At 67.3% G+C, this 21,114-nt stretch carries 20 protein-coding genes; all 20 read left to right on the top strand.

Annotation, left to right across the window (positions count from 1 at the left end; all coding sequences use genetic code 11):
- Positions 1-70 precede the first annotated feature (70 nt).
- The 20 genes from ACQG3P_RS01590 to ACQG3P_RS01685 all read left to right on the top strand — a co-directional run bounded on the left by ACQG3P_RS01590 (position 71) and on the right by ACQG3P_RS01685 (position 21,076).
- Complete coding sequence (locus ACQG3P_RS01590) at positions 71-1,243, top strand: flagellin (protein ID WP_426804008.1); 1,173 nt, start codon at positions 71-73, stop codon at positions 1,241-1,243.
- Positions 1,244-1,434: 191 nt separating this feature from the next.
- Positions 1,435-2,652: a flagellin gene (locus tag ACQG3P_RS01595; RefSeq protein ID WP_426804009.1), complete on the top strand. Its 1,218-nt coding sequence runs from the start codon at positions 1,435-1,437 to the stop codon at positions 2,650-2,652.
- A 192-nt stretch (positions 2,653-2,844) separates the two neighbouring features.
- Positions 2,845-4,065, top strand: a complete 1,221-nt coding sequence (locus ACQG3P_RS01600) for a flagellin (RefSeq protein WP_184123701.1) — start codon at positions 2,845-2,847, stop codon at positions 4,063-4,065.
- 229 nt (positions 4,066-4,294) lie between these two features.
- A complete protein-coding gene (locus tag ACQG3P_RS01605) occupies positions 4,295-5,524 on the top strand; it encodes a flagellin (RefSeq protein ID WP_068851713.1) in 1,230 nt (409 codons plus the stop codon).
- A 198-nt stretch (positions 5,525-5,722) separates the two neighbouring features.
- Entirely contained in the window at positions 5,723-7,081 is a 1,359-nt protein-coding gene (gene fliD, locus ACQG3P_RS01610; protein WP_095363798.1) for a flagellar filament capping protein FliD, read from the top strand.
- 101 nt (positions 7,082-7,182) lie between these two features.
- Positions 7,183-7,599, top strand: a complete 417-nt coding sequence (fliS, locus tag ACQG3P_RS01615; RefSeq protein WP_068851708.1) for a flagellar export chaperone FliS — start codon at positions 7,183-7,185, stop codon at positions 7,597-7,599.
- A complete protein-coding gene (locus ACQG3P_RS01620) occupies positions 7,599-7,913 on the top strand; it encodes a hypothetical protein (protein WP_093532807.1) in 315 nt (104 codons plus the stop codon). Before fliS ends, ACQG3P_RS01620 begins: the two co-directional genes overlap by 1 nt.
- Positions 7,910-8,494 (top strand): PilZ domain-containing protein, encoded by a 585-nt coding sequence (locus tag ACQG3P_RS01625; protein ID WP_426804010.1) that lies wholly within the window; start codon positions 7,910-7,912, stop codon positions 8,492-8,494. Before ACQG3P_RS01620 ends, ACQG3P_RS01625 begins: the two co-directional genes overlap by 4 nt.
- A gap of 57 nt (positions 8,495-8,551) precedes the next feature.
- Positions 8,552-9,184 (top strand): response regulator, encoded by a 633-nt coding sequence (locus tag ACQG3P_RS01630; RefSeq protein WP_068851698.1) that lies wholly within the window; start codon positions 8,552-8,554, stop codon positions 9,182-9,184.
- Between the two features lie 264 nt (positions 9,185-9,448).
- A complete protein-coding gene (gene rpoN / locus ACQG3P_RS01635; protein ID WP_320458626.1) occupies positions 9,449-10,858 on the top strand; it encodes an RNA polymerase factor sigma-54 in 1,410 nt (469 codons plus the stop codon).
- Between the two features lie 14 nt (positions 10,859-10,872).
- The gene (locus tag ACQG3P_RS01640) at positions 10,873-11,250 is read left to right on the top strand and encodes a response regulator (RefSeq protein WP_068851692.1); all 378 of its coding nucleotides are present in this window, start codon (positions 10,873-10,875) and stop codon (positions 11,248-11,250) included.
- Positions 11,247-12,737, top strand: coding sequence for a sigma-54 dependent transcriptional regulator (locus ACQG3P_RS01645; RefSeq protein WP_426804011.1), 1,491 nt, complete (start codon positions 11,247-11,249; stop codon positions 12,735-12,737). Before ACQG3P_RS01640 ends, ACQG3P_RS01645 begins: the two co-directional genes overlap by 4 nt.
- A 429-nt stretch (positions 12,738-13,166) precedes the next feature.
- The gene (locus tag ACQG3P_RS01650) at positions 13,167-14,195 is read left to right on the top strand and encodes a YadA-like family protein (protein ID WP_426804012.1); all 1,029 of its coding nucleotides are present in this window, start codon (positions 13,167-13,169) and stop codon (positions 14,193-14,195) included.
- 241 nt (positions 14,196-14,436) lie between these two features.
- Positions 14,437-14,793 (top strand): flagellar hook-basal body complex protein FliE, encoded by a 357-nt coding sequence (gene fliE, locus ACQG3P_RS01655; protein ID WP_068851684.1) that lies wholly within the window; start codon positions 14,437-14,439, stop codon positions 14,791-14,793.
- Positions 14,794-14,805: 12 nt separating this feature from the next.
- A complete protein-coding gene (gene fliF, locus ACQG3P_RS01660) occupies positions 14,806-16,452 on the top strand; it encodes a flagellar basal-body MS-ring/collar protein FliF (RefSeq protein WP_426804013.1) in 1,647 nt (548 codons plus the stop codon).
- A 22-nt stretch (positions 16,453-16,474) separates the two neighbouring features.
- Positions 16,475-17,461, top strand: coding sequence for a flagellar motor switch protein FliG (gene fliG, locus ACQG3P_RS01665; protein WP_068854644.1), 987 nt, complete (start codon positions 16,475-16,477; stop codon positions 17,459-17,461).
- Positions 17,458-18,093, top strand: a complete 636-nt coding sequence (locus ACQG3P_RS01670) for a FliH/SctL family protein (protein WP_095363804.1) — start codon at positions 17,458-17,460, stop codon at positions 18,091-18,093. The genes fliG and ACQG3P_RS01670 overlap by 4 nt, the downstream gene beginning before the upstream one ends.
- On the top strand, positions 18,090-19,472 hold the full coding sequence (locus ACQG3P_RS01675; protein ID WP_095363805.1) for a FliI/YscN family ATPase: 1,383 nt from the start codon (positions 18,090-18,092) through the stop codon (positions 19,470-19,472). Before ACQG3P_RS01670 ends, ACQG3P_RS01675 begins: the two co-directional genes overlap by 4 nt.
- Positions 19,473-19,475: 3 nt before the next feature.
- Entirely contained in the window at positions 19,476-19,931 is a 456-nt protein-coding gene (gene fliJ, locus ACQG3P_RS01680; protein WP_068851672.1) for a flagellar export protein FliJ, read from the top strand.
- The gene (locus ACQG3P_RS01685; RefSeq protein WP_426804031.1) at positions 19,931-21,076 is read left to right on the top strand and encodes a flagellar hook-length control protein FliK; all 1,146 of its coding nucleotides are present in this window, start codon (positions 19,931-19,933) and stop codon (positions 21,074-21,076) included. The genes fliJ and ACQG3P_RS01685 overlap by 1 nt, the downstream gene beginning before the upstream one ends.
- Positions 21,077-21,114: the final 38 nt, after the last annotated feature.

Raw genomic sequence — 21,114 nt, forward strand, 5'->3', positions numbered from 1 at the left:
CACGGGTGCGGTCTCTGCGTCAACTCCGGGTGCACGCCGCGGCCGGAACTTGCCCACAGGAAAGAGAAAAATGGCACAAGTAATCAATACCAACGTGATGTCGCTGAACGCTCAGCGCAATCTGTCGACCAGCGGTTCCAGCCTGGCCACCACGATCCAGCGCCTGTCCTCGGGCCTGCGCATCAACAGCGCCAAGGACGACGCCGCCGGCCTGGCGATTTCCGAGCGCTTCAGCACCCAGATCCGCGGCCTGGACGTTGCGGTTCGCAACGCCAACGACGGCATCTCGCTGGCCCAGACCGCCGAAGGCGCGATGGTGGAAATCGGCAACAACCTGCAGCGTATCCGCGAACTGTCGGTGCAGTCAGCCAACGCCACCAACTCCGACAGCGACCGTGAAGCGCTGAACGCCGAAGTCAACCAGCTGGTCTCGGAAATCGACCGCGTTTCCCGCCAGACCAACTTCAACGGCACCAAGCTGCTGGACGGCTCCTTCTCCGGCGCGCTGTTCCAGATCGGCGCCGATTCGGGCCAGACCATCGGCATCAACAGCATCGTCAACTCCAGCACCTCGGAGCTGGGCAACGGCCTGTACGCCGCCAAGCAGACCTCGACCGCTGCGGCCATGACCGGTGCTGCCACCGCCAAGGGCACGGTCAGCGACATGGAAATCAATGGTATCGCGATCGATTCCATTGACGTTGCGGTGGGTGACAAGGCTGCCGACGTGAGCAAAAAGCTGGTCAACGCGATCAACGACAAGATGGACCAGAGCGGCGTCTACGCCTCGCTGGATTCCAGCGGCAAGCTGGAACTGACCTCGCTCAAGTCGGGCAAGGATTTCACCTTCACCGCGGCAACCACCGACGCCACCGGCCTCACCGTGGCCCTGGCCGGCATTGCCGATGCCGACGCCGACGCCCGTGACACCGTCAGCGGCGTGGACATCTCCTCGGTCGCCGGCGCCCAGAAGGCCCTGTCGATCGTGGACGACGCCCTGAAGGCGGTGAACTCCTCGCGTGCCGACATGGGTGCGATCCAGAACCGCTTCACCTCCACCATCGCCAACCTGAACACCACCTCGGAAAACCTGTCGGCCTCGCGCAGCCGTATCCGCGACACCGACTACGCCAAGGAAACCGCCGAACTGACCCGCACGCAGATCCTGCAGCAGGCCGGCACCGCGATGCTGGCCCAGGCCAACCAGTCGCCCTCGAGCGTCATGAGCCTGCTGAACGGCTGATCCGCACAAGCACGCGTCACAGAAAACCCCGCTCCGGCGGGGTTTTTTGTTGACAAACGCAAATTTCGCCCGCTGGGCCCTAAAGGTTCCGGCCGGGGTGTCGTTAATGATTTCAACCAGGGCACATCGCCCATTGCCTCCCCCGGGGCACCCCAAAAACCAGCAGTACCTTCGTATCCAGGAGCACGGAAATGGCACAAGTCATCAACACCAATGTGATGTCGCTGAACGCACAGCGCAATCTGTCGACCAGCGGTTCCAGCCTGGCTACCACCATCCAGCGCCTGTCCTCGGGCCTGCGCATCAACAGCGCCAAGGACGATGCCGCCGGCCTGGCGATCTCCGAGCGCTTCAGCACCCAGATCCGCGGCCTGGACGTTGCCGTTCGCAACGCCAACGACGGCATCTCGCTGGCCCAGACCGCCGAAGGCGCGATGGTCGAAATCGGCAACAACCTGCAGCGTATCCGCGAACTGTCGGTGCAGTCGGCCAACGCCACCAACTCCGACAGCGACCGTGAAGCGCTGAACGCCGAAGTGAAGCAGCTGACCTCGGAAATCGACCGCGTTTCCCGCCAGACCAACTTCAACGGCACCAAGCTGCTGGACGGTTCCTTCTCCGGCGCCCTGTTCCAGGTCGGTGCGGATTCGGGCCAGACCATCGGCATCAACAGCATCGTCAACGCCAGCGCCAGCGCACTGGGCGGCGCCAAGTTCGACAAGAACACCTTCACCGTCGCCGCCCCGGGCACCAATGCCGCCGCGACCATCACGGGCATGGAAATCAAGGGTGCCGACGGCAAGTCGTACAAGCTGGACGATATCGAAGTGAAGGCCGGCGTCGACGCCGCCGCCACCCAGAAGGCCACCGCCTCGGCCATCGCCGCCGCGATCAACGCCAAGATGGACCAGACCGGCGTCTATGCCTCGGTCGATGCCGCAACCGCCGGCAAGCTGGACCTGACCTCGGTGCAGAACAACGTCGCTGACGACGGCACCTTCAATGCCATCGCCGTGACCATGGGCACCTGGACCGGCGCCACCGCACCGACCGCGCCGACCCCGACCGCCGACGCCACCGGCCTGACCGCGCAGTTCGCCAGCAACCTGAACATCTCCACCTTCACCGGTGCGCAGCAGGCCCTGTCGATCGTCGACAAGGCGCTGACCGCAGTCAACTCCTCGCGTGCCGACATGGGTGCGATCCAGAACCGCTTCACCTCCACCATCGCCAACCTGGGCACCACCTCGGAAAACCTGTCGGCCTCGCGCAGCCGTATCCGCGACACCGACTACGCCAAGGAAACCGCCGAGCTGACCCGCACGCAGATCCTGCAGCAGGCCGGCACCGCGATGCTGGCCCAGGCCAACCAGTCGCCCTCGAGCGTGATGAGCCTGCTGCAGGGCTGATGCCTGCGGAGGGTGCGTAACGGAAAACCCCGCGAAAGCGGGGTTTTTTGTTGACAGACGCGAAATCAGGTCGTTGCAGCCCTAAAGGTTCCCTGCGGGTTGTCGTTAATGATTTCAACCCGGGCACATTGCCCACCGCCTCCCCCGCGAGGCGCCCACTGAATCCGCATCACCGCACCCAGGAGCACGGAAATGGCACAAGTCATCAACACCAATGTGATGTCGCTGAACGCACAGCGCAATCTGTCGACCAGCGGTTCCAGCCTGGCCACCACCATCCAGCGCCTGTCCTCGGGCCTGCGCATCAACAGCGCCAAGGACGACGCCGCCGGCCTCGCTATCTCCGAGCGCTTCAGCACCCAGATCCGTGGCCTGGACGTTGCGGTACGCAACGCCAACGACGGCATCTCGCTGGCCCAGACCGCCGAAGGCGCGATGGTCGAAATCGGCAACAACCTGCAGCGTATCCGTGAACTGTCGGTGCAGTCGTCCAATGCGACCAACTCCGACAGCGACCGTGAAGCGCTGAACGCCGAAGTGAAGCAGCTGACCTCGGAAATCGACCGCGTCTCCCGCCAGACCAACTTCAACGGCACCAAGCTGCTGGACGGTTCGTTCTCCGGCGCGCTGTTCCAGGTCGGCGCCGATTCGGGCCAGACCATCGGCATCAACAGCATCGTCAACGCCAGCGCCAGCGCGCTGGGCGGCGCCAAGTTCGACACCAGCACCCTGGACATCGGCGTGCCCGCCACCAACGGTGACGTGACCATCAAGGGCATGACCATCAAGGGCGCCGACGGCACCGCCTACACGCTGTCGGACATCTCGGTGAAGGCCGGCGTCGACGCTGCCGCCACCCAGAAGGCCGCCACCGCCGCCGTTGCCGCCGCCATCAACGAGAAGATGGACCAGGCCGGCGTGTACGCATCGGTCAATGCCACTGCCGGCAAGATCGACCTGACCTCGGTCAAGAACAGCGTCTCCGACACCGGCACGTTCAACGCCATCACCGTCACCGCGGGCACCTGGACCGGCATCACCGCGCCGACCCCGGCCACCCCGACCACCGCCGCCGCCGGCGCTGCCCTGGCCACCAAGTTCGCCAGCGACCTGGACATCTCCTCGGTGGCCGGTGCGCAGCAGGCCCTGTCGATCGTCGACAAGGCGCTGACCTCGGTCAACTCCTCGCGCGCTGACATGGGTGCGATCCAGAACCGCTTCACCTCCACCATCGCCAACCTCAACACCACCTCGGAAAACCTGTCGGCCTCGCGCAGCCGTATCCGCGACACCGACTACGCCAAGGAAACCGCCGAGCTGACCCGCACGCAGATCCTGCAGCAGGCCGGCACCGCGATGCTGGCCCAGGCCAACCAGTCGCCGTCGAGCGTGATGAGCCTGCTGCAGGGTTGATGCCTGCGGAGGATGTGTAACGAAAAGCCCCGCGAAAGCGGGGCTTTTTGTTTGCGTCGGCGTTCATGAAACGTGACGGATTCAGCGTTTTTTTCACCCCATTGATTAAAGCTTCTTGACATTGGGTCGTTATTGATTTCAGCCACGGCAGATCGACATCGCTTGGCGCTCCCACACGGGAGAAACACCTCTATCACCCGGCGACATCATCGCCACCAGGAGCAAGAAAATGGCACAAGTCATCAACACCAACGTGATGTCGCTCAACGCCCAGCGCAACCTGTCGACCAGCGGCTCCAGCCTGGCCACGACGATCCAGCGCCTGTCCTCGGGCCTGCGCATCAACAGCGCCAAGGACGACGCCGCCGGCCTCGCGATTTCCGAGCGCTTCAGCACCCAGATCCGCGGACTGGACGTTGCGGTGCGCAACGCCAACGACGGCATTTCGCTGGCCCAGACCGCCGAAGGCGCGATGGTCGAAATCGGCAACAACCTGCAGCGCATCCGCGAACTGTCGGTGCAGTCGGCCAACGCCACCAACTCCGACAGCGACCGTGAAGCACTGAACGCGGAAGTGAAGCAGCTGACCTCGGAAATCGACCGCGTTTCCCGCCAGACCAACTTCAACGGCACCAAGCTGCTGGACGGCTCCTTCTCCGGCGCACTGTTCCAGGTCGGTGCGGATTCGGGCCAGACCATCGGCATCAACAGCATCGTCAACGCCAGCGCCAACGCGCTGGGCGGCGCCAAGTTCGACAGCAACAGCTTCACTGTCGGCGCGGTCGCTGCGGCTGCCAACGCCGACGTCAAGATCACCGGCATGGCCATCACCGGCGCCGACGGCAAGTCGTACACCCTGTCCGACATCAACGTGAAGGCCGGCGTCGACTCGGCTGCCACCCAGAAGGCCACAGTGGCCGCGGTGACCGCCGCGATCAACGAAAAGATGGACCAGACCGGCGTGTACGCCTCGGTCGACGGCGCCGCCGGCAAGGTCAACCTGACCTCCGTGCAGAACAGCGTGGGCTCGGACGGCACCTTCAACGCGATCGGCCTGACCGCCGGCACCTACACCGGTGGCGCCACCGCCCCGGCCGCGTACACCGCCACCACCGCCGCTGCCGGCGCCGCCCTGGCCAACAAATTCGCCAGCGACCTGGACATCTCCTCGGTCGCCGGTGCGCAGCAGGCCCTGTCGATCGTCGACAAGGCGCTGACCGCGGTGAACTCCTCGCGCGCCGACATGGGTGCGATCCAGAACCGCTTCACCTCGACCATCGCCAACCTCAACACCACCTCGGAAAACCTGTCGGCCTCGCGCAGCCGTATCCGCGACACCGACTACGCCAAGGAAACCGCCGAACTGACCCGCACGCAGATCCTGCAGCAGGCCGGCACCGCGATGCTGGCCCAGGCCAACCAGTCGCCCTCCAGCGTCATGAGCCTGCTCAACGGCTAACCGCTATTGCAGTTGCGTGACGAAAAACCCCGCTTCGGCGGGGTTTTTTCATGGTTTTGGCATGGCGCTTGCACCTGCTTTGGCATCAGCGCGCCCACCGCCAGGTGGACGGGCCTCAAGCCTCCCCGTTCCGGGCCGATACCACCTGCAGGAAGCGCAGGCGGTTGCGTGCCCACATTTCAAGACAGGACTGCAGACATGGCGATTGGCACCATTGGTACCGGCCTCGATATTCCCACCCTGGTGGCCCAGCTGGTCGCCAAGGAGCGCGAACCGCAGGAAAACCAGATCAATTCCGCCGGTACCGCCGCCAGTGCCAAATTGTCGGCGCTGGCCACCCTGACCAGTGGCATGACCAACCTGCAGACCACCCTGGCCAGCCTGATCAAGAACGCCGACAAGCCGTCCTTCAAAGCCAGTACCATCACCGATTCCAACTTCACCGCCAGCATCGACACCAGCGAAGGCGCCGCCTCCGCCTCTGCCGGCACCCACCAGGTGGAAGTCAAATCCCTGGCCCAGGGCCAGAAGCTCAGCTCCGGCGCCTTCGCCAAGGACACCGTCATCGGCGACGGCACCCTGACCATCGCCTATGGCGACAAGACCCTCGACGTCACCATCAACGCCGACAGCAAGCTCAGCGACATCGCCGCGGCGATCAACAAGGCAGCCGGCGGCAAAGTGGTCAGCGCCAGTGTCATCACCGCCGACGATGGCCAGCATCTGATGCTCAGTGCCGTCGATACCGGCCTGTCGGGTGCCGTCAAGATCACCGCCAGCGGCGGCAACGGCGGCCTGGCGGCCCTGACCTACGACGGCACCGCCGGCTCCCCGATGACCCAGACCGTCGAGCCCAAGGATGCCGTGGTCGTCGTCGACGGGTTCACCCGAACCTCCAGCTCCAACACGATCAGCGACATCGTGCCCGGCGTGAACCTGACCCTGACCAAGGCCGGCACTGAAGCGGGCAAGACCCAGACCCTGACGATTACCCGCGACAACACCGCGGTCAAGACCGACATGGCCGCGTTCGTGGCCGCCTACAACGCCATGAACAGCGCGCTGAAGTCCACCAGCGCCTACAACGCCACCAGCAAGACCGCCGCTGCACTCACCGGCGACGCCATGGTGCGCGGCCTGCAGCAGCAGCTGCGCAGCCAGTTCAGCAGCAACATCAACGGCCTCAAGGACATGGGCGTCACCATGGCGGCCGACGGCAGCCTGACCCTGGACAGCGGCAAGATGGAGACCGCCATCGGCAAGGACCCCGATGCCGTGTCCCGCCTGTTCGGCAAGGACGGCGCCATCGGCAAGCCCATGGATACGCTCATCAAGAGCAACCTGGACAAGGAAACCGGCACCCTCACCCAGCGCACCAATTCGCTGAACAAGCAGATCAAGGATCTGGAAAGCCGCCTGGACGCGCTCGACGCGCGCATGGAAAAGGTCTCCGACCGCTACACCAAGCAGTTCACCGCCATGGAGACCCTGGTTACCCAGATGCAGACCACCAGCGACAGCCTGACCCAGGCACTGGCCAAGAAGACCAGCAGCTGACCCGCCGCGCGGCAACGCTCAAGTTTCCGCACCGCACCGCCGATATTCATGGCAGCACCCACCACCTGATGTCTGGCGTGGGTCCCAGAGGAGAAGTTCCAATGTACGGTTCCAGCCGTCAGTACGCAGAGCAGTACCGCAAGGTCGGCGTTTCCAGCGCCGTCAACGATGCCGACCCGCACAAACTGGTCGCCATGCTGCTGACCGGTGCCTGCGAGCGCATCCGCCTGGCCGAGGCCTGCCTGGAGCGCAACGACCAGGCCCGCAAGGGCAAGGCCATCGGCGAGGCCTGCGCCATCGTCGGCCACCTCAATGGCTCGCTCGACCACGAAGCCGGCGGCGACATCGCCGGCAACCTGTCGGCCCTGTACGACTACGTCATGCAGCGCCTGACCGATGCCAACCTGCACAACGACGGCGCTGCCCTGCAGGAAGCCCTGCAGCTGCTGACCGAGATCGATTCTGCGTGGAATGCCATCCCGCACGACCAGCGCCAGCCCGCTGCGGCAGGCGCCTGATGCACGCCTCACTCGCCCCCGACGTCCTTCACCTCCTGCATGATGCGCTGGACAGGCTGTCGGGCGCGGTTGAAGGTGATGACCACGACCTGACCCAGCGCCTGATGGACGCCTACGACCAGCAGGTACGTGCGTACCTGGACGAACACGAGGCCCGCATCGACGCCGGCTCGCTGCGTGGGCTGATCGCCCGCCAGCAGCAGGTCAGCATCCGCATGGCGGCCCGCCGCGACGAAGCGGGCAGCCACCTCACCGCCGACCGACGCGCCGTTCGCGCGTCCCTCGCCTACCTCCGGGCAGAATCCCTGACATGAGCGAACTTCGCCCCAGCGACATCCATCATCCGGCCGAAAGCGAGCTGTTCGATGAAACGCTGAGCTGCGATGTCGCCCTGCCCGCCGAATTCCGCCTGGGCAGCAGCGTGATCCGCCCCGGCAGCGCCGAAACCCTGCTGCGCAGCGTTGCCCTGGTGGAGGATTCCCGGGGCGATGACGGTCATGACGACCGTGGCGAGTCCAGCGCCCAGCTGCAGCGCCTGGAAGCCAAGCTGGACCTGACCATGGTGCTGCTCGGCCGGCTGGTGCGGCAGAGCGCCCAGGACCTGGACCTGCGCCCGCTGCGCTGGTCGCGCCGGGGCATCCGCCTGGAACTGGGCGCCCGCACCGGTGCCCCGGTCGGCAGCCTGGGGGTGATCCGCCTGCAGCCCTGCGACTGGCTGCCCGACCACATCGACCTTCCCGTTACCGTGCTGGCCGAAGCGGCCACCGGTGCCGGCTCCTGTTTCCTCTGGCTGCGCTTCGCGCCCATGAGCGACGGGCTGGAAATGGCGCTGGAGCGTCACCTGTTCCGGCTGCACCGGCGGCAGGTGGCGGATTCCCGGCGGCGCGGTCTTTAATAAAGGGCCGCGCTAGGATAATGTGAAGAACTTCTTTTCTTCACATCTCCTCTGCCCGTGCGCGTTCTCATCGTCGACGATCACACCCTGGTCCGCGCCGGCCTAAGCCGCCTGCTCCAGGGCTTTGCCGACGTCGAGGTCGCCGCAGAGGCCAGCAATGCAAAGGAGGCGCTTGAAATGGCCCTGCTGCATTCCCCCGATGTGATCCTGATGGACCTGTCCCTGCCCGGGCGTACCGGGCTGGAAGCCCTGAGCGACATCCTGGTCCGCGCGCCGGGCACCCGCGTGGTGATGATGACCATGCACGACGACGCCGTGCACGTGCGCGACGCACTGGACCGCGGTGCGGTGGGCTTCGTGGTCAAGGACGCCGCCCCCCAGGAGCTCGACCTGGCCCTGCGCGCCGCCCATGCCGGCCAGGTGTTCCTGAGCCCGCAGATCTCGGCCAAGATGCTGGCGCCCATGCTGGGCAGGGAAAAGCCGGTCGGCATTGCCGCGCTCTCGCCGCGCCAGCGCGAGATCCTGCGCCAGATCGGCAAGGGTGAAAGCAATAAGGAAATTGCCGCCGACCTGGGCATCAGCGTCAAGACGGTGGAAACCCACCGCGCGCGCATGATGGAATCGCTGGGCTGCCGCCGCGCCAACGACCTGCTGCTGCTGGCCGCGCGTCACCAGCACGAACTGGAATAACCGGCGTCGATTCCCCGACACCCACCTTCCACGGCGGCCACGAGCGCCGGGTTTTTGAACGGGGCGCACCCGGACACACCACCGAAATAGCGATCCCCGCCGCGCCCAGCGTCAAATAACCAGACATACCGTCAGGAATCTCCCCACACGCTGTCGGGAACCTGACGACCCCGCTAGGGAACCCCCTGATTTCGCCCCCACGGGATCACAAGCAAGATGTGTTCCATAACGCACCGGGGGCTCGGGGCGACGGGGATACACCACATGAAGCCGATGATGTCGACCCAGATGGGTCAGCAGCTGCACCTCACGCCGCAATTGCTGCAGTCGATCCGACTGCTGCAGCTGGACGGCATGCAGCTGGAGCTGGAGATCCGCCGCGCACTGGACACCAACCCGCTGCTGGAGCTGGAAGAAGCGCCCGCGCCCGACACCGCCGAGACCGGCGAAGCCGGCACCACCGTGGAAGTGGCCGCCTTCGACGAACTGCCCGAGCCGGCGATGTGGGACGTGGCCGGGGCCAGCTGGCACGACGGCGACGACGACCGCCTGCAGCGCATTGCCGCCGACGAATCCAGCGACCCCCAGCTGCGCGCCCTGCAGCGCCTGTCACTGGAGCTGGATGCACGCGAACTGACCGTGGCCCGCTTCTGGCTGGAGCACTGCGACGATGCCGGCTACCTGGACGCGCCGCTGGAGCAGCTGACCCTGCTGGCCAGCGCCCATTGCGACGTGGACGCCGCCGGTGTGGAAGCGGTGCGCCAGCAGATCCTGCACGGCGACCCGGCCGGCCTGGCTGCCCGCGACCTGCACGAATGCCTCTCGGTCCAGCTGCGCGCCCTGCACGGCCGGGTGCCGGCCCGCCACCTGGCCCTGCGGGTGCTGGACCACGGCCTGGACGCCCTGGCCGCGCACGACTACCCAGCCCTGGCCCGCCAGCTGGAGGCGGAAGTCGCCGACATCCACGAAGCAGTGCGCCTGATCCTCTCGCTGCAGCCGCGCCCGGGCGACAGCCTGCTGCCGGATACCTCCGGCGCGGTCATCCCGGACGTGGTGGCCTGGCACGCCGATGGCCAGTGGCGCGTGGCGCTCAACCCGGCCACCAGCCGCCGCCTGAGCATCAACCCCACCTACGAAAGTGCCCTGGCCGATGCCGGCGACAGTGCCCAGCCGTTGCGCGACATGCTGCAGGAAGCCCGCTGGCTGACCCGTGGCCTGTCCATGCGCTACGACACCCTGCTGCGCACCACCCGCGTGATCATCGAACGCCAGGCCGGCTTCCTCACCCGCGGCGAAGAGGCCATGGCCCCGCTGACCCTGAAGGAAGTGGCCGATGCCATCGGAATGCACGAGTCCACCGTCTCGCGCATCACCACCGGCAAGTACCTGCAGACCCCGCGCGGCACCCTGGAGCTGAAGCACTTCTTCGCCGTGCGCCTGGAAGGCGCCAGCGTCTCCGGTCAGGCCGTGAAGGCCATGGTCCGGCGCCTGATCGATGCCGAACCGGCCGGTCGTCCGCTGGCTGATGAGGCCATTGCGGGACTTCTGTCACGCCAGGGCGTGAACATTGCCCGCCGAACCGTTGCAAAATACCGCGAACAACTGGACATCGCCCCGGCCCGGGAACGCCGCCGGCACAATGCCCGCACCCCGCTACTGGCCCGGGTGGGCTGAAGGAAGTACACGACATGAACAAGCTCACCGTCCTGCTGGTCGATGACCACGAGGGCTTCATCAACGCCGCCATGCGCCACTTCCGCAAGGTCGACTGGCTCGATGTGGTCGGCAGCGCCGGCAATGGCCTGGAAGCCATCGAGCGTTCCGAGTCGCTGCGCCCGCAGGTGGTGCTGATGGACCTGGCCATGCCGGAAATGGGCGGGCTGCAGGCCACCCGCCTGATCAAGACCCAGGACGATGCGCCGTACATCGTCATCGCCAGCCACTTCGACGACGTCGAACACCGCGAGCACGCCCTGCGTGCCGGTGCCGACAACTTCGTCAGCAAGCTGTCCTACATCCAGGAGGTCATGCCGATCCTGGAGGGCTTGAAGGAGCCGACGCCATGAGCGAGTCGCGCATCCTGGTGCTGGACAACGACGCCGTGCGCGCCGAGCGCACCGTTGGCCTGCTGGAATTCATGGACTTCAACCCGCGCTGGATTGCCGACGCGGCCGATTTCGATACCACCCGCCACCGTGCCACCGACTGGATGGCCGTGATCATCGGCGGCCTGGAGCCGGGCGCGCGCAGTGAAGCGCTGTTCGCGTGGGCCGGCCAGGGCGCCCTGCCGCCGCCGGTGATGCTGATTGACGGCGATGCTGCCGCGTTCGCCCAGCGCCACGGCCTGCATGAGGCCAATGTGTGGCCGCTGGAAGCCCCGCTGCGCCATGCGCAGATGGAAGCCCTGCTGCGCCGTGCCAGCCTGAAGCGGCTCGATGCCGAACACCAGGCCGGCGCCAGCCAGGACCAGGGTCCCACCGGCGACGGTGCGGCGGTGAGCGCGCTGCGCCAGATGATCGAGCAGGTGGCCGCCTTCGACACCACCGTGCTGGTGCTGGGCGAATCGGGTACCGGCAAGGAAGTGGTGTCGCGTTCGATCCACCAGCGCTCGCCGCGCCGCGATGGCCCGTTCGTGGCGATCAACTGCGGCGCGATTCCGGCCGACCTGCTGGAAAGCGAACTGTTCGGTCACGAAAAGGGTGCCTTCACCGGCGCACTCAGCGCACGCAAGGGCCGTTTCGAGATGGCCGAGGGCGGCACCCTGCTGCTGGACGAAATCGGCGACATGAGCCTGCCGATGCAGGTGAAGCTGCTGCGCGTGCTGCAGGAACGCAGCTTCGAGCGCGTGGGCGGCAACCAGACCATCCGCTGCAACGTACGGGTGATCGCCGCAACCCACCGTGACCTGGAATCGCGCATTGCCGATGGCAAGTTCCGCGAGGATCTGTTCTACCGGCTCAATGTGTTCCCGATTGAAGTGCCGGCGCTGCGCGACCGTAGCGAAGACCTGCCCGCACTGGTCACCACCATTGCCGGCCAGCTGGCCCGCACCGGCCGCGGCGAAGTGCGTTTCAGCCCGGAAGCGCTGCAGGCCCTGGCCGCCTACGAATGGCCGGGCAACGTGCGCGAGCTGACCAACCTGGTGGAGCGCCTGGCCGTGCTGCACCCGGGCGGCAACGTGCGCGTGCAGGACCTGCCGGCACGGTATCGCGGTGATTTCGCGGTGGCAGCGCCGGTTGCAGCAGCGCCGCCGGCACCGGCCGGTGACGACCGCCTGGACCTGCGCAGCTTCTCCTTCCACGCCCCGGCGACGGGTGCGGCGGCAGCGAACGGCGCCGCCCCGGCCGACAAGTCCCCGGCCCTGCCCGACGCCGGCCTGGACCTGCGCAACCACATGGCCAACATCGAGCTGACCCTGATCAACGAGGCGCTGGAGCGCACGCAGGGCGTGGTGGCGCATGCAGCCCAGCTGCTCGGCCTGCGGCGTACCACGCTGGTGGAGAAGTTGCGCAAGTATGGGATCGAGCGGGACCAGGCTGAGTTGGCGGGTTGATGTTTGCAGGATGCGCATAGTCGGAAAGGCCCGGTTTACACCGGGCCTTTTTGCGTTTCAGCCGATGGGATCGATTGGTCCGGACGGCGTCTCTTACTTCGCTCCGGCGTCAGGATGTCTGACGGGCGGCTTCGGATTGTCTGAACGTCGGTGGCATCGTCGCAACCGATTGCACACCGGCCCCGGATGCTTGCGCCGCGCTGCGCGCGGTCGCCGACTAACAGTCGGCGCTACGAATTATTACGGGCGCCGGTGGGATCCGGATACGGCAGTTCCTGCGATGGCCCTTCACCTCACCATGACGGCACCGGGCATAGCGTCGCCAGCAGCCGTATGCGGGGGAGACGCGTACGGGGAATCGGGGGATTCATGCAGATCGCCTGACCGGCATTGGCCCGGCGGGCGCGCTGCCACCCGAGGATCTCCGCCATGGACCGTTCCTGGTATCGCATTGCATTGCGTGGTGTTTCGCGCGCGACCTCCACCCGCTCCCTCCTCATCTCCGCCGCTGCATTGGGCGTGTTCCTGTCCGCAAGTGGTCCTGCACTGGCCCAGTCGGTCTGCAACCAGACCGGCGGCACTGCACCCACCGCCACAGGCGGGAGCGCTTTCGCCTGCGGCGACGGCGCTACTGCCAGCGGCGGCCTTGGCACGGCCTTCGGCACGGACAGCAGTGCAGGCGGCGGCAACGCCGTTGCAGTGGGTGGTCTTTCCAACGCCTCTGGCGAATTCACCACCGCGCTGGGCCGAAGTGCGACCGCCAGCGACGACGCCGCTACCGCCGTGGGGTTCAACAGCTCCGCCACAGGGAACAATTCGGTCGCACTGGGCGCCAATTCGGTAGCCGACCAGGCAGACACTGTATCGCTGGGCGCGGCAGGAGCGGAGCGGCGGGTCACCAACATGGCCGCCGGCACGAACGCCACCGACGGCGTCAATGTCAGCCAGCTCAACGACACCGCCGCGACCACGCTCGCGTCGGCCAACCAGTACACCGACGAACAGGCCGATGCCACCCTGACCGAGGCCAACACGTATGCCGACCAGGTCGCCGGCGATACATTGACGGCGGCCAACGATTACACCAACCAGCAGGTCAACCAGATCGGCGGAATGGCCAGCGGTGCAGCAGCCGCGCTGGAACAGTTCCGCGCACAGGTCGGCGACCAGTTCGCCGACGTCTACACCCGGTTGGACGGCATGGATGCCGCATTGCGGATCATGGACCGCCGGATCAGCCGGCAAGGCGCAATGTCGATGGCGCAGTCGCACGCCCTGACCACACCCCAGGCCGAAGACATGACTGCGGTCGGCGTGGGCTACGGCAACTCAGAAGGCGAGAACGCGTTCGCGGTGGGCGTACGCCATCGCTTCACCCAGGCCTTCTCCCTGTCCGTGAGCGGGTCGAAGAGCGGGGACGAAACCGCCCTGGGTGCCGGTGCTTCCATCATCTGGTAGCCCACGGCCGACCTCACCACGACGGCGGCGGCCCCCGGGTACGCCGCCGTTTCCGTCTGCGCGACGGTTTCCCGACGCCGGGGTTCCGGCGCAGTCGCCACGGCGCGATGACGCAGCCGCATTCCGCCGCGCCAAAGCCCTTCACACGACAGCATCACGACATCGCTGAACCACTCAGCCGTTTCGGCACGGGGCTTGCAACGTCATCACTCGAAACCCCCAAACAGCCGGAACGTTCCAGATGTCACACTCCGTCACCTCGATTCTTTCCCAGATCCGCACCTACCAGACCCAGGTCGGTCAGTCCGTTGAGACCCCCCAGACCAACGCCCTGCAAGGGCTGCAGGGGCTGGGGGCGCCGCAGGACGTGCAGGGCCCGAGCTTCACCGAAACCCTGCGTGGCGCGATCGCCGGCGTCAACGAGGCGCAGCAGAAATCCGGCGCCCTCGCACGCGCCTTCGAACTGGGTGAACCCGGCGCCGACCTGGCCAAGGTGATGGTCGCCTCGCAGCAGTCCCAGATCGCCTTCCGCGCCACCGTGGAAGTCCGCAACCGTCTCGTCCAGGCTTACCAGGACGTGATGAACATGCCGCTGTAAGGATAGAAACGCATGGCCCTGTCGCTCACCAAGGAATCCCTGAACGCCGAAAAGGCGGGCCAGTGGTTCGACCGGCTGCAAAGCCTGCAGATCACCCGTCGGCTTGGCCTGATGGCGATGATCGCCGTGGCCGTTGCGGCAGGCCTGTTCGTGTTCTTCTGGTCGCAGAAGCCGGGGATGGTGCCGCTGTACACCGGCCTGGACCAGAAGGCCACCGCCGAAGCCACCGACCTGCTGCGTGCGGCACAGATTCCGTTCGAACTGGATGCCGCCACCGGCGGCATCACCGTGCCGGAAAAGAACCTGCACGATGCGCGCCTGAAGCTGGCCGGCTCCGGCCTGACCGATAGCGGCCGGCTCGGCTTCGAGCTGATGGAGCGCGACCCCGGCTTCGGCGTCAGCCAGTTCATGGAAAATGCCCGCTACCAGCACTCGCTGGAAACCGAGCTGTCGCGCACCATCAACACCCTGCGCCCGGTCCGCGATTCGCGCGTGCACCTGGCCATTCCCAAGCCCAGCGCCTTCACCCGCCAGCGCGACGTTGCCAGCGCCTCGGTGGTGCTGGAACTGCGCGGTGGCCAGCAGCTGGAACGCGGCCAGATCGATGCCATCGTGCACATGGTGGCCGCCAGCATTCCCGACCTGGCCGCCGAGCGCGTCACCGTGGTCGACCAGAGCGGGCGCATGCTCAGCGTGTCCGACCCCAACAGCGAAGCGGCGGTCAACGCCGCCCAGTTCGACCAGGTGCGCCGCCAGGAAACCTCGTTCAACCAGCGCATCCGCGAGCTGCTCGAGCCGATGACCGGCCCGGGCCGGGTCAACCCGGAGGTCAGCGTGGACATGGACTTCTCGGTCACCGAAGAAGCCCGCGAAATCTACAACGGCGAGCCGCAGAAGCTGCGCAGCGAACAGACCAGCGAAAACAGCACGACCACCCCGGGCCCGCAGGGCGTACCGGGTGCGGCCAGCAACACGCCGCCGGGTCCGGCTGCGGCACCGGCCACCGCTGCCACGCCTACCGAAACCGCGCGCAACGCCACACGCAACTACGAACTGGATCGCACCCTGCAGCACAGCCGCCAGCCGGCCGGCCGCATCAAGCGCGTTTCCGTCGCCGTACTGCTGGACAACGTGCCGCGCCCGGGCGCCAACGGCAAGACCACCGAGCAGCCGCTGTCGGCCGCTGAACTCACCCGGGTCGAAGCGCTGGTCAAGCAGGCGGTGGGCTTCAACGCCGAGCGTGGCGACACCGTGTCGGTGATGAACGCTCCGTTCGTGCGTGAAGTCACCCCGGTCGAAGGGCCGAAGTGGTGGGAACTGCCGCAGGTGCAGGACGGCCTGCGCCTGCTGCTCGGTGCCATCGTGGTGCTGGCGCTGGTGTTCGGCGTACTGCGCCCGGCGCTGCGCTCGATCACCGGCACCCCGAAGAAGCCCGGCAGGGACGACAGCCTCGAACCGCACACCGCCGACGTGCAGCTGGTGGACGATGGCGAAGGCCTGCCCCAGCTCGGCTCGGACCGGGTACACCTTTCTGGCCAAGAGCCGCTGGCATTGCCCGTGGACTCCTACGAGGAACGACTGCGCATGGCGCGTGAAGCTGTAAAGACCGATTCCAAGCGCGTGGCCCAGGTGGTCAAGGGCTGGGTGGCCAATGATTGATCCCGCCGCCCCCCCTGCCCCGCTGAGCGGCGTGCAGCGCGCCGCCGTGCTGCTGCTGTCCCTGGGTGAAGTGGAAGCGGCCGACGTGCTGCGCCACATGGAACCGAAGGAAGTGCAGAAGATCGGCATCGCCATGGCGACCATGAGCGACATCACCCGCGAGCAGGTCGAGCGGGTCATGGACCAGTTCAGCACCGAACTGGGCTCCAAGACCTCGCTTGGCGTCGGCTCGGACGACTACATCCGCAACATGCTGGTACAGGCTCTGGGCAGCGAGAAGGCCGGCAACCTGATCGACCGCATCCTGCTCGGCCGCAACACCACCGGCCTGGACGCGCTGAAGTGGATGGACCCGCGTGCAGTGGCCGACCTGGTGCGCAACGAGCACCCGCAGATCATCGCCATCGTGATGGCCCACCTGGAAACCGACCAGGCCGCCGATGCGCTCAAGCTGCTGCCCGAGCGCACCCGCGTGGACGTGCTGCTGCGCATCGCCACCCTGGACGGCATTCCGCCCAACGCGTTGAACGAACTGAACGAGATCATGGAGCGCCAGTTCGCCGGCAACCAGAACCTGAAGTCGTCCAACATCGGCGGCGTGCAGTGCGCGGCCAACATCCTCAACTTCATGGACAGTGGCCAGGACCAGGCCATCCTTGGCGAGATCTCGCGCATCGATGCGCCGCTGAGCGCGCGCATCCAGGAAAAGATGTTCGTGTTCGACGACCTGATCGACCTGGAAGACCGCGAACTGCAGCTGGTGCTGCGCGAAGTCAGTGGCGAGCGCCTGGGCCTGGCCCTGCGCGGCGCCGACATCAAGGTGCGCGACAAGATCACCCGCAACATGTCCCAGCGTGCCGCCGAAATCCTGCTTGAAGACATGGAAGCACGCGGTCCGGTGCGCCTGTCGGACGTGGAAACCGCGCAGCGCGAGATCCTGGCCATCGTCAAGCGCATGGCCGATGAAGGCACCGTCACCCTCGGCGGCAACGCGGAGGCGATGCTGTGAACCACGCCGTGCGCTGGCTTGCCCCGGACCTGCTGGCGGCCCCTGCCGCCCCGCAGGACGACCATTACGACCTCGACGAACCGGTTGCCGAACACGAGCCCGAACCGCTGCTGCAGCTGCCGACCCTGGAAGAAATCCAGGCGATCCAGGACGCTGCGGAGAAAGACGGTTTCGAACAGGGCCACGCCGACGGCCAAGCCCAGGGCCAGGCCGAAGTGCGCCGCCTGGTCGCGCAGATCGAAGGCATCCTGGACAACTTCGGCCGTCCACTGGCGCGTCTCGAAAACGAAGTGGTGGCCGCGCTTGGCGAACTGGCCGTGCGCATCGCCGGCACCCTGGTCGGCCGCGCCTACGAGGCCGACCCCGCCCTGCTCGCGCAGCTGGTTGGCGAAGCGGTCGACGCGGTGGGCGGTGCCAATCGCGAGGTCGAAGTGCGCCTGCACCCCGACGACATCGCCGCACTCGCCCCGCTGCTGCAGCTCTCGCCCACCCAGCGCCTCACCGCCGACCTCACCCTGAGCCGTGGCGACCTGCGCGTGCACGCCGAAGCCGTGCGCATCGACGGCACCCTCGAGGCGCGTCTGCGCGGCGCGCTGGATGCAGTGCTGCGCAAATCCGGAGCCAGCGCATGACCCCTGAGTCCCTGCCCCCGCCCGCCGCGGACTGGTCCGCCGCGCGCAACCTGCGCCTGGCCGCGCGCCTGGACGGCATCAAGCCCGACGGCGCACATGGTCGCGGCCTGATCCGCGAAGGCGTGTTGCGCCGCGCGGTCGGCCTGACCCTGGAAGCGGTCGGCTGCGAATCGCCGATGGGCGCCAGCTGCAAGGTCGAAGTGGCCGATGGCGGCTGGGTCGATGCCGAAGTGGTCGGCTTCGCCGGCGAACGCACCTACCTGATGCCCAGCGCCGAGCTGCACGGGCTGCTGCCCAACGCCCGCGTGGTGCCCTCGCTGGGCCGTGGCGGCGTGGAAGTCGGCGAAGGCCTGCTCGGCCGCGTCATCGACAGCGACGGCGTGCCGCTCGACGGCAAGGGTCCGATCCGCGCCGAAGGCACCGTCGGCATGGCCGGCGTCTCGATCAACCCGCTCGCCCGCGAACCGATCACCCAGCCGCTCGATGTCGGCGTGCGCGCCATCAACGCCCTGCTGCCGATCGGCCGTGGCCAGCGCGTGGGCCTGTTCGCCGGTTCCGGCGTCGGCAAGTCCACCCTGCTGGGCATGATGACCCGCTACACCGCCGCCGATGTGATCGTGGTCGGCCTGATCGGCGAACGTGGCCGCGAAGTGCGCGACTTCGTCGAAAGCACCCTCGGCGAAGAAGGCCTGCGCCGCGCCGTGGTGGTGGCCAGCCCCGCCGACCGCCCACCGTTGGCCCGCCTGCACGGCGCCTACCGCGCCACCGCCATTGCCGAATGGTTCCGCGACCAGGGCCTGAACGTGCTGCTGCTGATGGACTCGCTGACCCGCTTCGCCCAGGCCCAGCGCGAAATCGGCCTGTCCGTCGGCGAACCGCCGACCACCCGCGGCTACCCGCCCTCGGTGTTCGCCAAACTACCCGCGTTGGTCGAACGCGCCGGCAACGGCGCCAAGGGCCGCGGCTCCATCACCGCGTTCTACACCGTGCTGACCGAAGGCGACGACCCGCAGGACCCCATCGCCGACGCCGCCCGCGCCATCCTCGACGGCCACATCCTGCTCTCCCGCCGCGTGGCCGACAGCGGCCTGTACCCGGCCATCGATGTTGAATCGTCGGTCAGCCGCGTCGTCACTGAAATCGCCGACGAACCCTGGCGCCTGCGCATCCGCAAGCTCAAGCGCCTGGTCTCGGCCTACTCCAGCAACCGCGACCTGATCGCCATCGGCGCCTACCAGCGCGGCAACGACCCGGCCACCGACGAAGCACTGGAACGCTGGTCGGACATCGTCGATTTCCTCGGCCAGGACGTCGGCAAAGCCGCCGACCTGCCGCACAGCCAGGCCGCGCTCAAGCGCTTGGTGGAACCTGAGGGCTAACCCATGCAATCCAAGCGCATCGATCCCCTGCTCAAGCGGGCCCAGGACCACGAAGACGAAGTCGCCCGCGACCTCGCCGAACGCCAGCGCGTGCTCGACACCCACCTCTCACGCCTGGAAGAGCTGCGGCGCTATGCCGAGGAGTACGCGAACGCACAGATGGCCGCCACCAGCCCGGCCCAGCTGCTCAACCGCCGCGCCTTCCTTGACCGCCTCGACACCGCCGTCGCCCAGCAGCGCCAGACCGTCGACAGCAACCGCGAAAAGGTCGAAGCCGAACGCGCCCGCCTGATCCTGGCCAGCCGCGACAAAGCCGTGCTCGAACAGCTCGCCGCCAGCTACCGCGCCCAGGAAAAAGTCCTGGTCGACCGCCGCGACCAGCGCGAAATGGACGACCTCGGCGCCCGCCGCAGCCGCCTGGCCCGCGCCGAAGACACCGACAGCGGAGACACCCCGTGATGCCCCCCAGCCTGCTCGGCAGCAGCGCCGGCCCCACCGCCAGCAGCAGCGCCACCCCCACCAGCCCCAGCGCGCGCAACACCGCCAGCGGCGGCAGCGAACGTCGGGACTTTGACGCCCTGCTGAAAGCCGACGGCGGCCCTAAAGACGCGCCCGCCAAGGCCAGCAAAGAGAAACCCACGACCGCCGACAGCGGCGGCAGCAGCACGGGCGACGCCCCCGGCCGCCCCGGCGCGGACGCGCCAGCCGAGGCCACCGACCCGGCCGCCGCCCCCACGACTGCCGCCAGCGACACGCCGACCGCCAGCGACGCCACCGACGACGCCGACACCGCTCCATGGCCGCCGCTCGGCCTCGCCGGCCTGGCCTTGGCCGGCGTCGAAGCCGTCACCGTCATGGCCGCCCCGGCCGCCAATGCCGACACCGCCCTGGCCAAGGCCGACCCGGCACTCCCCACCGCGCCCACCACCCCCACCAGCGCACTGCCCGCACCCACGCTGCCCGGCGTCGCCCCCGCCGTCACTGCCAACAGCGCCGCGCCCATCGCCCTGCCGGCCGACGCCCAGGTCACGGAAGACGTCGCCCTGCCCGATTCGCTGAAAGACGCCATCGCCAACGCCGGCAGCGACACCGACGCCCCCACCACCCCGCTCCTGCACGCCCTGCACGCCGCCGCCGAACTCAAGGCCGCCGCCACCGCCAGCACCCCGTTCCAGGGCGACCCCACCGCCACCCCGCACATCGGCGGCGACGACTTCGACGACGCCATGAGCGCCCGCATCGGCTGGCTGGCCGACCAGAAAATCGGCCACGCCACCATCAAAGTCACCCCGCACGACCTCGGCCAGATCGAAGTCCGCCTCCAGATGGACGGCGACAAGGTCCACGCCAGCTTCAGCAGCGCCCACGCCGACGTCCGCCACGCCCTCGAATCCAGCATCCCGCGCCTGCGTGAAATGCTGAACGACCAGGGATTCCAGCTGGGCAATGCCGACGTTGGCCACCAGCAGACCGCGCAGGACGGCAAGGCAAACGGCGGCCAGGCAGGCCACGGAACCACCGACGGCGACCCGGCATTGGTCGAAACGACAATTTCCCCATCGCAATTGATGCGCCAGCGCGGATTGGTCGACGCATACGCATAAAGCGACCCGACCAACGGTCGGGCCCTACCGCTCTTGCA

This window comes from Stenotrophomonas sp. SrG (assembly GCF_050031795.1).
Lineage (GTDB): Bacteria > Pseudomonadota > Gammaproteobacteria > Xanthomonadales > Xanthomonadaceae > Stenotrophomonas > Stenotrophomonas rhizophila_A.

Bases quoted from the DNA above. Each gene is read 5' to 3' on its own strand.
- ACQG3P_RS01645 (WP_426804011.1), top strand. From the start codon at position 11,247: ATGAGCGAGTCGCGCATCCTGGTGCTGGACAACGACGCCGTGCGCGCC.
- ACQG3P_RS01640 (WP_068851692.1), top strand. From the start codon at position 10,873: ATGAACAAGCTCACCGTCCTGCTGGTCGATGACCACGAGGGCTTCATC.
- rpoN (WP_320458626.1), top strand. From the start codon at position 9,449: ATGAAGCCGATGATGTCGACCCAGATGGGTCAGCAGCTGCACCTCACG.
- ACQG3P_RS01685 (WP_426804031.1), top strand. From the start codon at position 19,931: ATGCCCCCCAGCCTGCTCGGCAGCAGCGCCGGCCCCACCGCCAGCAGC.
- ACQG3P_RS01600 (WP_184123701.1), top strand. From the start codon at position 2,845: ATGGCACAAGTCATCAACACCAATGTGATGTCGCTGAACGCACAGCGC.
- ACQG3P_RS01675 (WP_095363805.1), top strand. From the start codon at position 18,090: ATGACCCCTGAGTCCCTGCCCCCGCCCGCCGCGGACTGGTCCGCCGCG.
- fliD (WP_095363798.1), top strand. From the start codon at position 5,723: ATGGCGATTGGCACCATTGGTACCGGCCTCGATATTCCCACCCTGGTG.
- ACQG3P_RS01605 (WP_068851713.1), top strand. From the start codon at position 4,295: ATGGCACAAGTCATCAACACCAACGTGATGTCGCTCAACGCCCAGCGC.
- ACQG3P_RS01625 (WP_426804010.1), top strand. From the start codon at position 7,910: ATGAGCGAACTTCGCCCCAGCGACATCCATCATCCGGCCGAAAGCGAG.
- fliS (WP_068851708.1), top strand. From the start codon at position 7,183: ATGTACGGTTCCAGCCGTCAGTACGCAGAGCAGTACCGCAAGGTCGGC.
- fliE (WP_068851684.1), top strand. From the start codon at position 14,437: ATGTCACACTCCGTCACCTCGATTCTTTCCCAGATCCGCACCTACCAG.
- fliF (WP_426804013.1), top strand. From the start codon at position 14,806: ATGGCCCTGTCGCTCACCAAGGAATCCCTGAACGCCGAAAAGGCGGGC.
- fliJ (WP_068851672.1), top strand. From the start codon at position 19,476: ATGCAATCCAAGCGCATCGATCCCCTGCTCAAGCGGGCCCAGGACCAC.
- ACQG3P_RS01650 (WP_426804012.1), top strand. From the start codon at position 13,167: ATGGACCGTTCCTGGTATCGCATTGCATTGCGTGGTGTTTCGCGCGCG.
- ACQG3P_RS01595 (WP_426804009.1), top strand. From the start codon at position 1,435: ATGGCACAAGTCATCAACACCAATGTGATGTCGCTGAACGCACAGCGC.
- ACQG3P_RS01590 (WP_426804008.1), top strand. From the start codon at position 71: ATGGCACAAGTAATCAATACCAACGTGATGTCGCTGAACGCTCAGCGC.
- ACQG3P_RS01620 (WP_093532807.1), top strand. From the start codon at position 7,599: ATGCACGCCTCACTCGCCCCCGACGTCCTTCACCTCCTGCATGATGCG.